Here is an 18,361-nt window from a genome sequence, read left to right as displayed (position 1 = left end):
ATCAATATTGACAGAGACTGAGTCAACCATGGACAGTCAAATCAAGTCCAGGGAGGAATCATGTCGGTCAACAGGTCCGCAACCGCATTCGTCGACGTACCGCGAGGACTCGCCGGAGTCGTCGTCACCGACACCGAGGTCGGGGACGTACGGGGGCGCGAGGGGTTCTATCACTACCGCCAGTACTCTGCCGTCGAGCTCGCGCGGACCCGCTGCTTCGAGGACGTCTGGCACCTCCTGGTCCACGGCGATCTGCCGGATTACGGACAGGCCGTGGCGTTCCGCGCCGAGACCGCCGCGCTGCGGCGACTGCCGGACGAGGTGCGGGCCGCGCTGCCCGCGATCGCGGCGGCGAGCGGACGGTCCGGGCCGCTCGCCGGTATGCGCAGCGCCTTGTCGCTGCTTGGTGCGGCGAAGGGGTTCCGGCCGGTGTACGACATCGACCCGGACGAGCGGCGACGGGACACGCTCACGGCGGCCGCGGCGGTCCCGACACTGCTGACCGCGTTGCATCGGCTGGGCAAGGGACTCGAGCCGGTGGAACCGCGCGAGGATCTCTCGTACGCGGCGAACTACCTGTACATGTTGACGGGCTCGGAGCCGGAGCCGCAGCGCGCACGGGCGGTCGAGCAGTACTTGATCTCGACCATTGATCACGGATTCAATGCATCAACCTTTACGGCACGGGTCATCGCGTCGACGGGGGCGGACGTGGTGGCGTGTCTCGTGGGGGCCGTCGGAGCCCTGTCCGGGCCGCTGCACGGAGGAGCGCCGAGCCGTGCCCTGGACACCCTGGACGCGATCGGCACGCCCGACCGTATCGACCCATGGATCCGTGAGCGGGTGCTCGCGGGCGAACGGATCATGGGCTTCGGCCATGCGATCTACCGCACGGAGGACCCGCGTTCCCGGATGCTCCGGGAGGTCGCCCAACGGTTCGGCGGGCCCCGAGTGGACTTCGCCGTCGAGGTGGAACGTCATGTCGAGGCCATCCTGGCCGAGCTGAAGCCGGGGCGGGAACTGCACACCAACGTCGAGTTCTACGCGGGCGTGGTGATGGAGCTGTGCGGGCTGCCCCGCGAGATGTTCACGCCCACGTTCGCGGCGGCGCGGGCGGTGGGGTGGAGCGCCAACATCCTGGAGCAGGCGGCGGACCCGAAGATCATCCGGCCGGTGGCGCGGTATGTGGGGCCGGTGGCGCCGGTGGGGGTGCCGCAAGCGGCCTGAGGAACGCGCAGGTCCGGCACCGGGAGTGGTGCCGGACCTGGCGGGCCACCGGTCAGCGTAGGCTGCCCGGTTCTACCGATGCCGTCGCAGGATCCGGGACAGCGGCCCATGACGGTGAGGCGCAGGTCGCCCTTCCGGAGTCGGCCTCTGCGGTGGCGGCACCGCGTTGGTGCCGGAGTTTCCCCGACGGGAGTGGGACCTGATCACGGTCACCAGACCTGTGGCAGCGGCGACAAGGGCGGTAACCGAACCGACAAGTGCGGTTATCTGCTCGATTTGAGCCATGGCATCGCCTAGGCGTCTGGAATGTCGGCCTTGGCCCGCACGAGCGTCTCGCGCGTGATGACCACGATGCGTTCGTAGTCGGCCCGTGCCGCGTCCGAGGGAAGCTGCGAGTCCAGAGAGCCGGTCGCGTCCGTGCCGATGACAGCGAAGTTCCCGTCGGCCAACTCGAAGATGTCCGGACACGTCGCGCCGGAGGTGCTGCCTCGTTCGCGCGGCGATGCGCCGAGGCGGCGAATGATCTGACTCACTGTTGGTTTCCCTCTGGTCTCACGAATGACGAGCAACGCACACGGCGCTACGAGGCGAGGCGGCCCTGTGGGGTCCACGCGTCATCTGGCGATGTGGGCGACGGTGGGGTGGGGCTGCCGTACGCGATCACGTGTGAGTCAACCCCGGCGGCTGAGTCAACCTCAGCGGCGCCTGGGACAACGGGATACTTGACCTGTTCGTTATGGGCCGCTGGTGTGATTTCCGCAGACGGGCGGCTCAGGAGTTCTGCTGTGCGCTGGGCGGCTCGCCGACCACCCACCACTCCTCTGTGTCCGAATCCTCCAGCTGCTGGAGCAGATCGTCCACCAGCTTGCCCAGTTCCGCCTCGTCGGTGTCCGCAAGGCTCGCCCGCTGCTGCTGGGTGGCGTACCAGTACTCCCTGACGATCGGGTTCTGGAAGATGCCGCGGACGTGCTTGAAGAACTCCTCCTTGGACAGGTTGCCGATGCGGTAGTAGAAGAGCAGGTTCGTGTACAAGGCGTTGGCGAACAGATACTGGCGGCGCTGCTTGGCGGACACCGGCGCCTCGTAGAGATCGAGGACCTCGGCCAACTCGGGATCGTCAATGGCCTTGCTGAGCAGTTCCCAGTGCTGGTGCTGTTGACTTGCCAGGTCGGCGTGCTGATGGGAACGGGCAGCCCCTTCCAGCTGGTCCAGCCGCGCATGGAGCGACCGCATCGCGTGTTGCTGTGCGGCGAGGGAGGCGACGGCACCCGCCAGCGCGCCGACGCCGACCGCGGCGGCCCTGCGCAGCCCTCGCGTCCAAAAGCTCTGTGTGGCCATGTCAACCCCCGGTTCAAACGGCCGTCCGCCGGTCGTCGGGGTGCGGGTCGACTGATGGGGACCGGCGAGCGGTGGGCGGCGCTTGCCGTCTCCCAGGGTGCCGAGCGGCTCTGATCGGCGGGGGAGGCGGAGAGGAGGCGCACGGAGGGAAGTGAGGGTCGCACGAACCGGCGCCTTCCCCAACGTCTGCCCCGCAAGTGCTGCTAACAATCGTTCACTTCGCGGTGATTATTCCGGCTCGTATCCTGGTCCGGCATTCAAATCTCCTACGTGCGCCGGGGCCGCGATCCGGTGCACGCGGCAGCGCGAAAGAGGTCGTACGTTGAGTCAGCCGAGCGTGAGCCCCCGGCAGATCCCGGTCGTCGTGCTCGCCGGATTCCTGGGTTCCGGCAAGACCACGCTCCTCAATCATCTCCTGCACCGCAGCGGTGGCAGCCGTATCGGAGCCATCGTCAACGACTTCGGGGCCATCGAGATCGACGCCATGGCCGTCGCCGGCGCGCTCGGCGACTCCACCGTCTCCCTCGGGAACGGCTGCCTGTGCTGCGCCGTCGACGTCGGTGAACTCGACCAGTACCTCTCCCGGCTCGCCCACCCCGACACCGGAATCGACGTCATCGTCATCGAGGCCAGCGGTCTCGCCGAGCCGCATGAACTCGTCCGCATGGTGCTCGCCAGCGAGCAGACGGAGATCGTCTACGGCGGTCTCGTCGAGGTCGTCGACGCCGCCGAGTTCGACGACACCCGCGCCCGGCACCCCGAGCTCGACCGGCATCTCGCACTCGCCGACCTCGTCGTGGTCAACAAGCTCGACCGGGCGGCCCCTCAGGACGCCGAGCGGGTCCTGGCGGTCGTCCGGTCCCTCGTCGACCGTGCCGCCGTCGTCCCGGCCACCTACGGCCGCATCGACCCCGAGTTCCTCTTCGACTGCCGGCCCGGCGAGGAGCGCATCGGACAGCTCTCCTTCGACGACCTGCACGACCACGACCACGACCACGACCACGAAAGCGACAGCCACGGCCACACCGGACATCTGCACTCCGCCTACGACAGCCTGTCCTTCACCTCGGACACGCCCCTCGCCCCACGCCGGCTCATGGGCTTCCTCGACAGCCGTCCCGAAGGCCTCTACCGGATCAAGGGATACGTCGACTTCGGGCCCTACGACGTCCGCAACCGTTACGCCGTCCATGCCGTCGGGCGGTTCCTGCGGTTCTACCCGGAACCCTGGCCACCCGGCGACCCGCGCCGCACCCAGCTCGTCCTCATCGGCTCCGGCATCGACGTACCCGCCCTCGGCAAGGAACTGGAGGCGTGCAGGGCACACACGACAGACGCCCCGCACGCCGACGAGGCCGGCATGTGGGGCGTCCTGCGTTACGTACAGGGCACCGAGGAGGACCCCGAAGAACCGGCCTAGAGCGGCCCCGCCACCACCGACACCGTCTTCGCCAGCGACACGCCCGAGCCGTCACGGCGCGGGTCGATCTCCGGGAGGTCGGCCGGCGTGCCGTTCTTCTGCGCGGCGCGGGCGGGGACGGCGCCAGCCCAGGCCAGGGACAGGCAGTCCTCGCCCTTCAGGAACCGCTGGCAGCGGACGCCGCCCGTGGCGCGGCCCTTGCGCGGGTACTGGTCGAACGGCGTCAGCTTGGCCGTCGTCTGGACGGAGTCGTCGAGCGTGCCGCGTGAGCCCGCGACCGTGAAGACGACCGCGTCCACCGCCGGGTCCACCGCGGTGAAGGAGATGACCTTGGCGCCCTCGGTGAGCTTGATGCCCGTCATACCGCCCGCGGGACGCCCCTGCGGACGGACCTGTGAGGCCTGGTAGCGCAGGAGCTGGGCGTCGTCGGTGATGAAGACCAGGTCCTCCTCGCCGGTGCGCAGTTCCACCGCGCCGACGATCCGGTCGCCCTCCTTGAGCGTGATGACCTCCAACTCGTCCTTGTTGGACGGGTAGTCGGGGACCACGCGCTTGACGACGCCCTGTTCGGTGCCGAGCGCCAGACCGGGCGAGGACTCGTCCAGTGTGGTGAGGCAGATCAGCGTCTCGCCGTCCTCCAGGGAGAGGAACTCCGACAGCGGGGCGCCGCCCGCGAGGTTCGCGGCCGACTCCGGGAGCTGCGGCAGGTCGATGACGTTCAGGCGGAGAAGACGGCCGGACGAGGTCACCGCGCCGATCTCGCCCCGCGCGGTGGCCGGCACCGCCGAGACGATCACGTCGTGCTTGGCGCGCTTGCCGCCGGCCTCCTCCGCGAGCGGCTCGCCGTTCGCCGTACGGGCCAGCAGACCCGTCGAGGACAGCAGCACCCGGCACGGGTCGTCCGCCACCTGCAGCGGTACGGCGGCCACGGGGGCCGTGGCTCCGGCCTCCAGCAGCACTGTGCGCCGCTCGGTGCCGTACTTCTTGGCGACCGCGGCCAGCTCGGCGGAGACCAGCTTGCGCAGCTCGGCGTCCGACTCCAGGATCCGGGTCAGCTCCGCGATCTCGGTGTTGAGCCGGTCCTTCTCCGACTCCAGCTCGATGCGGTCGAACCGGGTCAGACGCCGCAGGGGCGTGTCCAGGATGTACTGCGTCTGGATCTCGCTCAGCGAGAAGCGCTCGATCAGGCTTTCCTTCGCCTGCGCGGAGTTGTCGCTGGAGCGGATGATGCGGATGACCTCGTCGATGTCGATCAGGGCGGTGAGCAGCCCCTCGACCAGGTGCAGTCGGTCGCGCCGCTTGGTGCGCCGGAACTCGCTGCGGCGGCGCACCACTTCGAAGCGGTGGTCGAGATAGACCTCGAGGAGCTCCTTGAGGCCCAGGGTGAGGGGCTGACCGTCCACCAGCGCGACGTTATTGACGCCGAAGGACTCCTCCATCGGCGTCAGCTTGTAGAGCTGCTCAAGGACCGCCTCCGGCACGAAGCCGTTCTTGATCTCGATGACCAGACGCAGGCCGTGCGCGCGGTCGGTGAGGTCCTTGACGTCGGCGATGCCCTGCAGCTTCTTCGAGCCGACCAGGTCCTTGATCTTGGCGATCACCTTCTCCGGGCCGACCGTGAAGGGCAGCTCGGTGACGACCAGGCCCTTGCGGCGGGCCGTCACCGTCTCCACCGACACCGTCGCGCGGATCTTGAAGGTGCCGCGGCCCGTCTCGTAGGCGTCCCGGATGCCGGAGAGACCGACGATCCGGCCGCCGGTGGGCAGGTCGGGGCCCGGGACGTGCTTCATCAGGGCGTCCAGATCCGCGTTCGGGTAGCGGATCAGGTGGCGGGCGGCCGCGATGACCTCGGAAAGGTTGTGCGGCGCCATGTTGGTGGCCATGCCGACCGCGATGCCCGAGGCGCCGTTCACCAGGAGGTTGGGGAAGGCGGCGGGCAGCGCGCCCGGCTCCTGCTCCTGGCCGTCGTAGTTGGGCGAGAAGTCGACGGTGTCCTCGTCGATGGACTCCGTCATCAGGCTCGCGGCCTCGGCCGCGCGGCACTCGGTGTACCGCATGGCGGCCGGCGGGTCGTCGTTGCCCAGCGAGCCGAAGTTTCCGTGGCCGTCGATCAGCGGCACGCTCATCGAGAAGGGCTGTGCCATGCGCACGAGGGCGTCGTAGATCGACGCGTCGCCGTGCGGGTGCAACTTGCCCATGACCTCGCCGACCACGCGGGCGCACTTCACATAACCGCGGTCGGGGCGCAGGCCCATCTCGTTCATCTGGTAGACGATGCGCCGGTGCACCGGCTTGAGGCCGTCGCGGGCGTCGGGGAGCGCGCGGGAGTAGATGACCGAGTACGCGTACTCGAGGTACGAGCCCTTCATCTCGTCCACGACGTCGATGTCGAGGATCCGCTCCTCGTACGAGTCGTCGGGCGGCGGGGTCTTCGTGCTGCGGCGGGCCATCGCTGCCGGCTCCTCTTTTCTGGTCGCTCGCCTACGGGTCGCTCACGTCGGCCCTTTGGCTCACTCTTGCTGAAGCGTGAACGGGTCTGCGCGGACCATTGTGGACCGCGGCACTGACAGTCCGGGCCGGGGCCCGGCAGGGCCGCCCGGCCCGGCAACGGCACAGCGCCTCCGTCACGGTTGCCCGCAGGCTACGCGATCCGCTGTGGGCGTACGCGCTCCGGGAACTTCGCCGGGGGTCCGCACGCTTGCATACAGTGGCAGGACCGGCAGGAAAACCGCGGTTTCCACGACCGCGAACGCGATCGAAGGGACGTACATGCCCATGGGTCACACGGCCACAGACCAGGCAGGCACCGGGGGCCTGACAGCGACCGAGCACCGCCTGGCCAACGGCCTGCGCGTGGTGCTCTCCGAGGACCACTTGACCCCGGTCGCGGCGGTGTGCCTCTGGTACGACGTCGGTTCGCGCCACGAGGTCAAGGGACGTACCGGCCTGGCTCACCTTTTCGAGCACTTGATGTTCCAGGGTTCCGGACAGGTCAAGGGCAACGGGCACTTCGAGCTTGTCCAGGGCGCGGGCGGCTCGCTCAACGGCACCACCAGCTTCGAGCGCACCAACTACTTCGAGACCATGCCGACGCACCAGCTGGAGCTCGCCCTCTGGCTGGAGGCCGACCGCATGGGCTCGCTGCTGGCCGCCCTCGACGACGAGTCGATGGAGAACCAGCGCGACGTCGTCAAGAACGAGCGCAGGCAGCGCTACGACAACGTCCCCTATGGCACCGCGTTCGAGAAGCTGACCGCGCTCGCGTACCCGGAGGGCCACCCCTACCACCACACCCCGATCGGGTCGATGGCAGACCTGGACGCGGCCACGCTTGAGGACGCGCGCGCGTTCTTCCGCACGTACTACGCGCCCAACAACGCCGTCCTGTCGGTCGTCGGCGACATCGACCCGGAGCAGACGCTCGCCTGGGTCGAGAAGTACTTCGGCTCGATCCCCTCGCACGACGGCAAGCCCGCGCCCCGCGACGGCTCCCTGCCCGAGGTCATCGGCGAGCAGCTGCGCGAGGTCGTCGAGGAGGAGGTCCCCGCGCGCGCGTTGATGGCCGCCTACCGGCTCCCGCACGACGGCACCCGTGAGGCGGACGCGGCCGACCTGGCCCTCACCGTCCTCGGCGGCGGAGAGTCCTCCCGCCTCTACAACCGGCTGGTACGGCGCGACCGTACGGCCGTCGCGGCCGGCTTCGGCCTGCTGCGCCTGGCCGGTGCGCCCTCCCTGGGCTGGCTCGACGTGAAGACCTCTGGTGATGTCGAGGTGCCGGTCATCGAGGCCGCCATCGACGAGGAGCTCGCCCGGTTCGCCGCCGAGGGCCCCACGGCCGAGGAAATGGAGCGCGCCCAGGCCCAGTTGGAGCGCGAGTGGCTGGACCGGCTCGGCACCGTCGCGGGCCGTGCCGACGAACTGTGCCGTTTCGCCGTCCTGTTCGGCGACCCCCAGCTCGCCCTGACCGCCGTACAGCGGGTCCTGGAGGTGAGCGCCGAGGAGGTGCAGGAGGTCGCCAAGGCCAAGCTGCGCCCCGACAACCGCGCGGTGCTCGTCTACGAGCCCACCGCCCCGGCCGAGATCGCCCAGAGCGCCGAGGACGCCGACGCCCCGGACTCCGCGGCCACCGTGGAAGCGACCGACGAGAACGAGGAGGCGGCCAAGTGACCGAGCTCGCCGCGATGGAATTCCACCCGCAGCCGCAGGCGGGCGAGCCCAAGGTCTGGGCCTTCCCCGCCCCCGAGCGCGGGAAGCTCGACAACGGCCTCACCCTCCTGCGCTGCCACCGCCCCGGCCAGCAGGTCGTCGCCGTCGAGGTGCTCCTGGACGCGCCCCTGGACGCCGAGCCGGCCGGCCTGGACGGTGTCGCCACGATCATGGCGCGCGCGTTCTCCGAAGGCACCGACAAGCACTCCGCCGAGGAGTTCGCCGCCGAGCTGGAGCGCTGCGGCGCCACCCTCGACGCGCACGCCGACCACCCGGGCGTCCGCCTCAGCCTCGAAGTGCCGGCCTCCCGCCTCGCGAAGGCGCTCGGTCTGCTGGCCGACGCGCTCAGGGCGCCCGCGTTCGCGGACAGCGAGGTCGAGCGGCTCGTCCGCAACCGCCTGGACGAGATCCCGCACGAGCTGGCCAACCCGTCCCGGCGCGCCGCCAAGGAACTCTCCAGGGAGCTGTTCCCGGCGGACTCGCGCATGTCGCGCCCGCGCCAGGGCACCGAGGAGACCGTCGAGAACATCGACTCCGCGGCCGTACGCGGCTTCTACGAGAAGCACGTGCGGCCCGCCACCGCGACCGCCGTGGTCGTCGGCGACCTCACCGGCATCGACCTGGACGCGCTGCTCGCCGACACCCTCGGCTCCTGGACGGGGTCCACGGGCCGGCCGCGCCCCGTGCCGCCGGTGACCGCCGACGACACCGGCCGCGTCGTCATCGTGGACCGCCCCGGCGCCGTCCAGACGCAACTGCTGATCGGCCGTATCGGCGCCGACCGGCACGCACGCGTGTGGCCCGCGCAGGTGCTCGGCACCTACTGCCTCGGCGGCACCCTCACCTCCCGCCTGGACCGCGTCCTGCGCGAGGAGAAGGGCTACACCTACGGCGTACGGTCGTTCGGGCAGGTCCTCAGGTCCGCCCCGGACGGCTCGGGCGCCGCGATGCTCGCCATCAGCGGCTCGGTCGACACCCCGAACACCGGTCCCGCCCTGGACGACCTGTGGAAGGTGCTGCGCACGCTGGCCGAGGGCGGTCTCACCGACGCCGAGCGCGATGTCGCCGTACAGAACCTCGTCGGAGTGGCACCGCTCAAGTACGAGACGGCCGCGGCCGTCGCGAGCACGCTGGCCGACCAGGTCGAGCAGCACCTGCCCGACGACTACCAGGCGACCCTGTACCAGCAGCTCGCCGCGACCGGCACCGTCGAGGCCACCGCGGCCGTCGTGAACGCCTTCCCGGTGGACCGGCTGGTGACGATCCTGGTCGGCGACGCGGCCGCCATCAAGGAGCCCGTCGAGGCGCTCGGCATCGGCGAAGTCAAGGTCGTGACGGCCGAGTAGAGGAGCTGGACGTCAGGAGCCCTGGTGACGCAACAGCCACCAGGGCTCCTGGATGTCCGAATTGGGCAGGAGGTTGCCTGTCTGCCCTGTGGGATGCGCTACAAACCCCGTGATCGGTTTGGGGATTGAAAGTGGCCCCGCTTAGCGTCCTCTGGGCTGTCCGTCAGGCACTGCGCCGCGCCCGCGGCACCGGACAGTCATCGCCGAGTCCCCGCATGGCGTAAGTCAGGGGAGCCGGGGACCCATCACAAGTCCCTGGGGTGAATCGGACGCCCGCGCACCGCGAGGGGGTCCGTAGGAGACCTTCCTGCTCCGAACCCGTCAGCTAACCCGGTAGGCGAGAAGGAAGGAAAGGACCAGCCACCACATGGCGTTCACCTGCGCCACCGGGAAGCACCGTCGTCCCGGCCGTATGAAGCGCACCACCGCCCGCGCGGCGGGTGTCGCGGCCCTCGCCACCACCGGCGTCATCGGCACCATCGCAGCCCCGGCGTTCGCCGCCGACAACTCCGTGGAGCAGACCGGCCTCATGCCCGTCGTCAGCGTCGGGGAGTCCCTCGCCGACCAGCTCGACGCCCAGGCCGAGGCGCAGGCGCAGGCCGCCGCGCAGAAGAAGGCGGCGGCGGAGGCCAAGCGCAAGGCCGAGGCGCGCGCCAAGGAGATACGCGAGGCCAAGGAGCGCGCCGCCCGCGAGGCCGAGCGCAAGCGCCTCAACCGCTTCGTCGCCCCGATCTCCGGCTCCTACGTGTCCACCGGCTACAAGACCGGCGGCTCCCTGTGGTCCTCCGGCAGCCACACCGGCATCGACTTCCACGCCGCCAGCGGCACCTCGGTCCACGCGGTCGGCCGCGGCACCGTCGTGGAGACCGGCTGGGGCGGGTCGTACGGCAACCAGATCGTGATCAGGATGGCCGACGGCACGTACACCCAGTACGGCCACCTGTCGTCCATCGGCGTCTCGGTCGGCCAGTCGGTCACTCCCGGCCAGCAGATCGGCCTCTCCGGCGCGACCGGCAACGTCACCGGCCCGCACCTGCACTTCGAGGCGCGCACCACTCCCGAGTACGGCTCGGACATCGACCCCGTCGCCTACCTGCGCTCCCACGGGGTCAACGTCTGACGCCCACCGCGCGACCGCCACGAGGCCCCGGCTCCCGAGCCGGGGTTTTCGTCGTTTCCGGGGCCCCGTTGTCCAAAAAATATCCCCGGATTCCCGTCCGCCGTCGGAAATTCCCGCTCATTGCAATAGAGTCACTGAACACACGTCAATCGGCGACGTTTCACGGGGATTAAGACGGAGGTCGGACATGCGTATTCCGGCGCACTCGGTATGCACGGCGATCCGCGACGACATCGTCGCCGGAGTCCACGAGCGCGGGAGCCGGCTCACCGAGGAACTGCTCGCCCGCCGCTACGGCGTCTCCCGGGTCCCGGTCCGCGAAGCCCTGCGCACACTGGAGGCCGAGGGCTTCGTGGTGACGCGGCGCCACGCGGGCGCGTGTGTGGCAGAACCGACCGAGCAGGAGGGCGCCGACCTCCTGGAGATGCGCATGCTCCTCGAACCGCTCGGTGCCTCCCGGGCCGCCCAGCGGCGCACCGAGGCCCATCTGAAGGTGCTGCGCGGCCTGGTCAGGCTGGGGCAGGAGCGGGCCAGGCGCGGCAACAGCGACGATCTGCGCTCCCTGGGGGGCTGGTTCCACGAGACGCTCGCGCAGGCCTCCGGCAGCCCCGCGCTGACCTCGATGCTGACCCAGCTGCGCCACAAGATCGCCTGGATGTACGTCGTGGACGCGCCCGCCAACCCCGTGGAGTCGTGGGCGGAGCACGGCGCGATCGTGGACGCGGTGGCGCGCGGGGACAGCGAGCGCGCGCGGGCGATCACGACGCTGCACACCGAGCGCTCGGGCGCGGCGCACCGGCTGCGGTTCACCTCCGGGCCGGACCGCACGGACCGTGTGAGGACCTCGCAACATCCTGTAAACGTGACAGGTCTGCGGCATTAACACGGGCGCCGTATACAAAGAGGGAGTAATTCGCGGGGCGCTATTTCCGCTGCCCGCAAAAGGGAAATGCGAAGGGCCCGCCCGGTAATTCGGACGAGCCCCTCGGTGCTTTTCAGGGCACCTTCCCTCAGACGGTCTCGGGAAGCTCCTCGAGCCCCTCGGCGACCAGCTTGGCGAGCCGGTCGAGGGCCGCGTCCGCACCCTCGGCGTCGGAGGCGAGGACGATCTCCTCGCCGCCCTGGGCGCCCAGGCCGAGAACGGCCAGCATGGAGGCCGCGTTGACGGGGTTGCCGTCGGCCTTGGCGATCGTCACCGGGATGCCTGCGGCCGTGGCGGCCCGGACGAAGATGGAAGCGGGGCGGGCGTGAAGGCCCTCGGCCCAGCCGACGTTGACGCGGCGCTCAGCCATGTGATGCTGCCCTTCGGTTCTCAGGGTTGTCTAGACCAGTTTCCCACACGTGAAGCGCTCCCGGACAGGCCTGAAGTCCTGCCGGGGGGAGTGGTCGGACCGCGGCCTCGGCCCGACTTCCGTCCCTGTGTGTCCTCGTGTGTCCTCGCGCGTTCTCCACAGACTGCCTCGCGCCGTTGTCGTACGCGAGCCGTACTCTGGGGCCCATGCAGAGCGCGTCGGACCGGCACGAGTATCCCGCCCACTGGGAGGCCGACGTGGTGCTGCGCGACGGCGGCACCGCGCGTATCCGGCCCATCACCGTCGACGACGCCGATCGCCTGGTCAGCTTCTACGAGCAGGTCTCGGACGAGTCGAAGTACTACCGCTTCTTCGCGCCCTACCCTCGCCTGTCCGCCAAGGACGTCCACCGCTTCACGCACCACGACTTTGTGGACCGGGTGGGACTCGCCGCCACGGTCGGCGGCGAGTTCATCGCCACCGTACGCTACGACCGCATCGGCGCCGACGGTATGCCCGCCACCGCCCCCGCCGACGAGGCCGAGGTCGCCTTCCTGGTCCAGGACGCCCACCAGGGGCGCGGCGTGGCCTCCGCCCTCCTCGAACACATCGGGGCCGTCGCCCGCGAGCGCGGCATCCGGCGCTTCGCCGCCGAGGTGCTGCCCGCCAACGTCAAGATGATCAAGGTGTTCACCGACGCCGGCTACACGCAGAAGCGCAGCTTCGAGGACGGCGTCGTACGCCTGGAGTTCGACCTGGAGCCCACCGACCGCTCGCTCGCCGTGCAGTACGCGCGCGAACAGCGTGCCGAGTCGCGGTCCGTGCAGCGGCTGCTCACCCCCGGCTCCGTCGCCGTGGTGGGCGTCGGACGCGCCCCGGGCGGTGTGGGCCGCAGCGTGCTCGGCAACATCAGGGACTACGGCTTCACCGGCCGCCTGTACGCCGTGAACAAGGCGTTCCCCGAGGAGCAGAAGGAACTCGACGGCATCCCCGCCCACCGCTCGGTGCGGGACATCGACGGCCCCGTCGACCTCGCGGTCGTCGCCGTACCGGCCGAGCACGTGCCCGAGGTCGTCGCCGAGTGCGGGGCACACGGCGTGCAGGGACTCGTCGTGCTCTCCGCCGGGTACGCCGAGAGCGGCCCCGAGGGGCGCGAGCGTCAGCGTGAACTCGTGCGGCACGCACGCGCGTACGGCATGCGGATCATCGGCCCGAACGCCTTCGGCATCATCAACACCTCCCCGGACGTCCGCCTCAACGCCTCACTGGCCCCCGAGACCCCCCGCCCCGGCCGGATCGGCCTGTTCGCCCAGTCCGGCGCCATCGGCATCGCCCTGGTCTCCCGGCTGCACCGGCGCGGTGGCGGCGTCACCGGCGTGACCGGCGTCTCCACCTTCGTCGCCTCCGGCAACCGCGCGGACGTGTCCGGCAACGACGTCCTGCAGTACTGGTACGACGACCCGGACACCGACGTCGTCCTCATGTACCTGGAGTCCATCGGTAACCCCCGCAAGTTCACCCGCCTCGCCAGACGTACGGCGGCGGCCAAGCCCCTGGTCGTCGTGCAGGGCTCGGGCACCGCCCCGCAGGGCCACGCCGTCCGCGCCACCCGCCTGCCGCACGCGACGGTGTCGGCGCTGCTGAGGCAGGCCGGAGTGATCCGCGTGGACACCATCACCGAACTCGTGGACACCGGCCTGCTGCTCGCCCGCCAGCCGCTGCCCACCGGACCCAAGGTGGCGATCCTCGGCAACTCCGAGTCGCTCGGCCTGCTCACGTACGACGCGTGCGTGGCCGAAGGGCTGACGCCCTCACCCCCGCTGGACCTGACCACCGCGGCCGCGCCGGAGGACTTCCACGCGGCCCTCGCGCGCGCGTTGGACGACGACCACTGCGACGCGGTGATCGTGACGGCCATCCCGGGGGTCGGCGAGGGGTCCGCAGGCGACGCCGCCCTCGCCGAGGCGCTCAGGTCCGCGGCGGAGCAGGTCCCCGGCAAGCCGGTCCTCGTGGTCCACGTCGAACTCGGCGGCCTCGCGGAGGCCCTGTCGGCGGCGACCAGCACCGCTCCCCAGGCCGCCGCGGGTCCGCCGAAGATCCGTGCCGACCATCCTTTCCGCGCCCTGGACCGGCTGCGCGCCACACCGGTCCCCGCGGAACCGTCCGCCCCCGGGAACGGCGACCGCCTCATCCCCGCCTACCCCGCCGCCGAGCGCGCGGTGCGGGCCCTGGCCGATGTCGTGCAGTACGGCCAGTGGCGCCGGGAGTCCGCCGAACCCGGCAAGGTGCCCGCGTACGAGAACATCGACGAAAAGGCCGCCGCCGCCCTGATCGACGGCCTGCTCACGCGCGGACAGGGCCTCACCCTCGGCACCGAGGACACCTGCGAGCTCCTCACCACGTACGGCATTCAGGTCCACCGGGCCCTGCCCGCCGCCACCTCCGACGCCGCCGTCCAGGCCGCCGCCACCCTCGGCTACCCGGTCGCGCTCAAGGCCACCGCCCCGCACCTGCGCCACCGCGCCGACCTCGGCGGCGTACGCCTGGATCTCGCGGACGAGGAGCAGTTGCGGCGGGCGTACGCCGAGCTGACCGAGCTGTTCGGCGCGCCCGACGAACTGCGGCCCGTGGTGCAGGGGATGGCCCCGCGCGGGGTGGACACCGTGATCCGGGCCGTCATCGACCCCGCCGCCGGCGCCGTGCTGTCCTTCGGGCTGGCCGGGGCCGCCTCCCAGCTGCTCGACGACACCGCGCACCGGCTGATTCCGGTCACCGACCGGGAGGCGACCAGCCTCGTGCGCTCGATCCGGACCGCGCCCCTCCTTTTCGGCTGGCGCGGTTCCACCCCGGTCGACACCCCCGCACTGGAGGAACTCCTGCTGCGGGTGTCCCGGCTGGTCGACGACCATCCCGAGGTCGTCGCGGTCACCCTGGAGCCGGTCGTCGTCGCCCCGCGCGGCCTGAGCGTCCTCGGCGCCTCCGTACGGCTCGCGCCACCGCCCGCCCGCGACGACCTCGGCCCGCGGACCCTTCCCGCGTACTGAGCGGCCGCGAGCGGTGCCTCGCAGTCAGTGGTCCACCGTAGGATGGACGTCATGGCCAAGACCAGTACGACGACCCAGGGGCTGCGTGCGGCGATCGAGCGCAGCGGCTACTACCCGGCCCTCGTGGCCGAGGCGGTGGAGTCCGCGCTGGGCGGCGAGCCCATCCGGTCGTACCTGGTCCACCAGGAGACGACGTTCGACCAGAACGAGGTGCGGCGGCACGTGACCGTGCTCGTCCTCACCGGCAACCGCTTCATCGTGAGCCACACCGACGAGCAGGCCGCGGACAGCACGTCCCCGACGCCGTACGCCACCACCTCCACGGAGTCCGTGAAGCTCGGCCGGATCTCGTCGGTCGTGGTCAGCAGGGTCGTCGCCAACCCGGAGCAGTACCAGCCGGGCACCCTGCCCCGCGAGGTCGTGCTGACCATCGGCTGGGGCGCCGTCTCCCGCATCGACCTGGAGCCCGCCGCCTGCGGCGACCCCAACTGCGAGGCGGACCACGGCTACACCGGCAGCTCCACGGCGGACGACCTCAGCCTGCGTGTCAGCGAGGCGGGGGACGGCCCGGACACCGTGCGCCAGGCGCTCGCCTTCGCCCAGGCCATCTCCGAGGCGACCGCGGACGTAGCTCGCTAATGGCGCAGCCCGCCACGTGGGACCACCCGGAGCCCCTCGCCCTCGACACCGCCCCCGTCCCCGAGTACGGCACCGGTTCCCTCGCCGACCTGCTGCCCACCCTCGCCGCCGGCATGGCCGTACCGGACATGACCGCCACGATCCAGGAGCTCACGCCCTCCGACCGGAACTGCGTGTTCCTGATCGACGGCCTGGGCTGGGAGCAGCTGAAGGCGCACCCGGACGAGGCGCCCTTCATGGCCTCCCTGCTGGCCACCTCGCGCGGCGGCACCGGCCGCCCCCTGACCACCGGCTACCCGGCGACCACCGCGACCTCCCTCGCCTCCGTCGGCACCGGCAAGCCGCCCGGCGCCCACGGCCTGCCGGGCTACACCGTGCGCAACCCGGCCACCGGCGAGCTGATGAACCAGCTGCGCTGGCAGCCGTGGACCAAGCCGCACGTCTGGCAGCCGTACCCCACCGTCTTCCAACTCGCCGAGCGGGCCGGGGTGCACGCGGCCCAGGTCTCCTCGCCCACCTTCCAGAACACCCCGCTGACCAAGGTCGCGCTCAGCGGCGGCACCTTCCACGGGCGGCTGTCCGGGGAGGAGCGCGTGGACCTCGCGGCCGAGCAACTCGCCGCCGGTGACCGCTCGCTGGTCTACACGTACTACGCGGAGGTCGACGGCGCGGGACACCGCTTCGGCGTCGACTCCGACACCTGGCGCGGACAGCTGATGTACGTGGACCGCCTGGTCCAGCGCCTCGCCGAGCAACTCCCGCCGAACAGCACGCTGTACGTCACCGCCGACCACGGCATGATCGACATCCCCTTCGACGAGCAGCACCGCATCGACTTCGACGAGGACTGGGAACTGCGCGCCGGTGTCGCCCTGTTGGGCGGCGAGGGCCGGGCCCGCCATGTCTACGCGGTGCCGGGCGCCGCAGCCGACGTGCTGACCTGCTGGCGCGAGGTCCTCGGCGAGCAGTTCTGGGTCGCCTCGCGGGACGAGGCCATCGCGGCGGGCTGGTTCGGGCCGCCGGACCACTTCGACGAGCGGGTGTACGACCGGATCGGCGACGTGGTCGCCGCCGCCCGCGACGACGTACTCCTCGTCGCCTCCGAACGGGAGCCGAAGGAGTCGGCGATGGTCGGCAACCACGGTTCCATGACCCCCGCCGAGCAGCTGGTCCCGCTGCTCGAAGTACGCTCCTGAAGCCGACCCGCCCCTGTCGCCCACAGAACCGAAAGGTGCTCGACCTCCCATGCCCGAGCTGGTGTTCTTCTCCGGAACCATGGACTGCGGGAAGTCCACACTGGCTCTCCAGATCGAGCACAACCGTTCGGCGCGTGGCCTGACCGGCATCATCTTCACCCGCGACGACCGGGCCGGCGAGGGCAAGCTGTCCTCGCGGCTCGGACTGGTCACGGACGCGGTCGAGGTCGAGGACGGCCAGGACCTGTACGCCTACCTCGTCGACCACCTCTCCCGCGGCGGCCGCGCGGACTACGTGATCGCGGACGAGGCGCAGTTCCTCACGCCGGAGCAGATCGACCAACTCGCCCGTGTCGTCGACGACCTGGACCTCGACGTCTACGCCTTCGGCATCACCACCGACTTCCGCTCCAAGCTGTTCCCCGGCTCCCAGCGCCTGGTGGAACTGGCCGACCGGGTCGAGGTCCTCCAGGTCGAGGCCCTGTGCTGGTGCGGCGCCCGGGCCACGCACAACGCCCGTACGGTCAACGGCGAGATGGTCGTCGAGGGCGCCCAGGTGGTCGTCGGCGACGTCAACCAGGCCGACGACATCGGCTACGAGGTTTTGTGCCGCCGGCACCACCGCCGCCGGATGACCTCGGGCACCGCACACGCGGCCGCGCTGTCCCCGGACGTCCTGCCCGTCCCGTCGGCCGGGGCGCGCTTCTGACCTGACTCGGTCAGGGCCTCAGCGCGGGTTCTCGATCAACGAGAAACGCGCCCCCTCCGGATCCGCCACCGTGGCCACGCGACCGTGCGGGCTGTCGTGCGGCGAGCGCAGCACATGGCCGCCCAGCTCGGTGAGGAGACGGGTGGAGGACCTCGCGTCGGCCACCTCGAAGTACGTCATCCAGTGCGGCCCCCGGTCGCGGGGGAGGGCATGGCCGACGCCGTGGAGACCGGCCACAGGACGGCCGCCGGCGTGGAGGGTGACGTAGTCGAAGTCGGCGGAGACCACCGGCTCGCCCTCGTAGCCGAACACCGCCTCGTAGAACTTGATGACGCTCACCGTCTCCGAGGTGACCAGCTCGTGCCAGGCGGGCGTGCCCGGTACGCCCGCGACGGAGGTGCCGAGGTGGGCCGCCGCCTGCCACACGCCGAAGACGGCACCGGACGGGTCCGAGCCGATCACCAGCCGCCCCGCATCCCCGGCGTCCAGCGGGCCCACCCCCACCGTGCCACCGCACAGCCGTACCGACTCGGCCGTCAGGTCGATGTCGTCCGAGGCGAGGTAGGGCGTCCAGGCGACCGGAAGACTGCGGTCGGGCGGCAACTGCCCGATCCCGGCGACGTCCTGGCCGTCGAGCAGCGCGCGGACGTAGGGCCCGAGCTGCTGCGGGCCCGGCACGAACTCCCAGCCGAACAGCGATCCGTAGAACTCCTGGGTCGCGGCCATGCCGTGCACCATCAGACTCACCCAGCAGGGCGTACCGGGCGTGTGCCGAGCGGACGGGGCGGCCGCCCCCCTTGCCTCGGTCATCGTCACTCTCTCCC

15 protein-coding genes and 1 riboswitch are annotated in these 18,361 nt (G+C 70.9%); of the genes, 10 read left to right on the top strand and 5 right to left on the bottom strand.

The genetic code is table 11. From position 1 onward, the window contains the following. Positions 1–60 precede the first annotated feature (60 nt). Positions 61–1,227 (top strand): citrate synthase/methylcitrate synthase, encoded by a 1,167-nt coding sequence (locus ACFVYN_RS19520; RefSeq protein ID WP_389999975.1) that lies wholly within the window; start codon positions 61–63, stop codon positions 1,225–1,227. Positions 1,228–1,520: 293 nt separating this feature from the next. On the opposite strand, the gene ACFVYN_RS19515 is transcribed toward ACFVYN_RS19520, so the two are convergent. Further along, positions 1,521–1,760 carry a hypothetical protein gene (locus tag ACFVYN_RS19515; RefSeq protein ID WP_389999973.1) on the bottom strand — a complete coding sequence of 80 codons (240 nt, stop codon included), beginning with the start codon at positions 1,758–1,760 and terminating at the stop codon, positions 1,521–1,523. A 238-nt stretch (positions 1,761–1,998) separates the two neighbouring features. Next, positions 1,999–2,565, bottom strand: coding sequence for a DUF6082 family protein (locus ACFVYN_RS19510; protein ID WP_389999970.1), 567 nt, complete (start codon positions 2,563–2,565; stop codon positions 1,999–2,001). A gap of 322 nt (positions 2,566–2,887) precedes the next feature. On the opposite strand from ACFVYN_RS19510, the gene ACFVYN_RS19505 reads away from it, so the two are divergent. Further along, positions 2,888–3,985, top strand: a complete 1,098-nt coding sequence (locus ACFVYN_RS19505; protein ID WP_389999968.1) for a CobW family GTP-binding protein — start codon at positions 2,888–2,890, stop codon at positions 3,983–3,985. Here the strand turns inward: ACFVYN_RS19505 and ACFVYN_RS19500 are convergent. Next, entirely contained in the window at positions 3,982–6,435 is a 2,454-nt protein-coding gene (locus ACFVYN_RS19500) for a DNA topoisomerase (ATP-hydrolyzing) subunit A (protein WP_389999964.1), read from the bottom strand. The genes ACFVYN_RS19505 and ACFVYN_RS19500 overlap by 4 nt on opposite strands. A 325-nt stretch (positions 6,436–6,760) precedes the next feature. On the opposite strand from ACFVYN_RS19500, the gene ACFVYN_RS19495 reads away from it, so the two are divergent. From ACFVYN_RS19495 to ACFVYN_RS19480, 4 genes are all read left to right on the top strand, one after another. Continuing rightward, positions 6,761–8,152, top strand: coding sequence for a M16 family metallopeptidase (locus ACFVYN_RS19495; protein WP_390000113.1), 1,392 nt, complete (start codon positions 6,761–6,763; stop codon positions 8,150–8,152). After that, positions 8,149–9,537, top strand: a complete 1,389-nt coding sequence (locus ACFVYN_RS19490; protein ID WP_389999961.1) for a M16 family metallopeptidase — start codon at positions 8,149–8,151, stop codon at positions 9,535–9,537. The genes ACFVYN_RS19495 and ACFVYN_RS19490 overlap by 4 nt, the downstream gene beginning before the upstream one ends. Before the next feature lie 191 nt (positions 9,538–9,728). Next, a riboswitch (cyclic di-AMP (ydaO/yuaA leader) is annotated at positions 9,729–9,892 on the top strand. Positions 9,893–9,904: 12 nt separating this feature from the next. Continuing rightward, positions 9,905–10,657 (top strand): M23 family metallopeptidase, encoded by a 753-nt coding sequence (locus tag ACFVYN_RS19485; protein WP_389999958.1) that lies wholly within the window; start codon positions 9,905–9,907, stop codon positions 10,655–10,657. A gap of 187 nt (positions 10,658–10,844) precedes the next feature. Next, on the top strand, positions 10,845–11,540 hold the full coding sequence (locus ACFVYN_RS19480; protein WP_389999955.1) for a GntR family transcriptional regulator: 696 nt from the start codon (positions 10,845–10,847) through the stop codon (positions 11,538–11,540). A gap of 127 nt (positions 11,541–11,667) precedes the next feature. On the opposite strand, the gene ACFVYN_RS19475 is transcribed toward ACFVYN_RS19480, so the two are convergent. Further along, positions 11,668–11,949 (bottom strand): HPr family phosphocarrier protein, encoded by a 282-nt coding sequence (locus ACFVYN_RS19475; protein WP_007385204.1) that lies wholly within the window; start codon positions 11,947–11,949, stop codon positions 11,668–11,670. 206 nt (positions 11,950–12,155) lie between these two features. On the opposite strand from ACFVYN_RS19475, the gene ACFVYN_RS19470 reads away from it, so the two are divergent. The 4 genes from ACFVYN_RS19470 to ACFVYN_RS19455 are packed head-to-tail and all read left to right on the top strand — an operon-like array spanning position 12,156 to position 17,537. Continuing rightward, positions 12,156–14,993, top strand: a complete 2,838-nt coding sequence (locus tag ACFVYN_RS19470; protein WP_389999952.1) for a GNAT family N-acetyltransferase — start codon at positions 12,156–12,158, stop codon at positions 14,991–14,993. 42 nt (positions 14,994–15,035) lie between these two features. Continuing rightward, positions 15,036–15,632 (top strand): DUF5998 family protein, encoded by a 597-nt coding sequence (locus ACFVYN_RS19465; protein WP_266558596.1) that lies wholly within the window; start codon positions 15,036–15,038, stop codon positions 15,630–15,632. Beyond that, positions 15,632–16,828, top strand: a complete 1,197-nt coding sequence (locus ACFVYN_RS19460) for an alkaline phosphatase family protein (RefSeq protein WP_389999949.1) — start codon at positions 15,632–15,634, stop codon at positions 16,826–16,828. Before ACFVYN_RS19465 ends, ACFVYN_RS19460 begins: the two co-directional genes overlap by 1 nt. 49 nt (positions 16,829–16,877) lie before the next feature. Further along, complete coding sequence (locus tag ACFVYN_RS19455) at positions 16,878–17,537, top strand: thymidine kinase (protein ID WP_389999946.1); 660 nt, start codon at positions 16,878–16,880, stop codon at positions 17,535–17,537. An 18-nt stretch (positions 17,538–17,555) separates the two neighbouring features. Here ACFVYN_RS19455 and ACFVYN_RS19450 read toward each other — a convergent pair whose 3' ends face one another. After that, entirely contained in the window at positions 17,556–18,347 is a 792-nt protein-coding gene (locus ACFVYN_RS19450) for a VOC family protein (protein WP_389999943.1), read from the bottom strand. Between the last annotated feature and the right edge of the window lie 14 nt (positions 18,348–18,361).

The sequence above is a fragment of the Streptomyces sp. NPDC058307 genome (assembly GCF_042880295.1).
In the GTDB taxonomy this organism is placed as follows: domain Bacteria; phylum Actinomycetota; class Actinomycetes; order Streptomycetales; family Streptomycetaceae; genus Streptomyces.
Note: the sequence above shows the minus strand (reverse complement) of the source record. Positions and strands in the feature narration are given on the sequence as shown.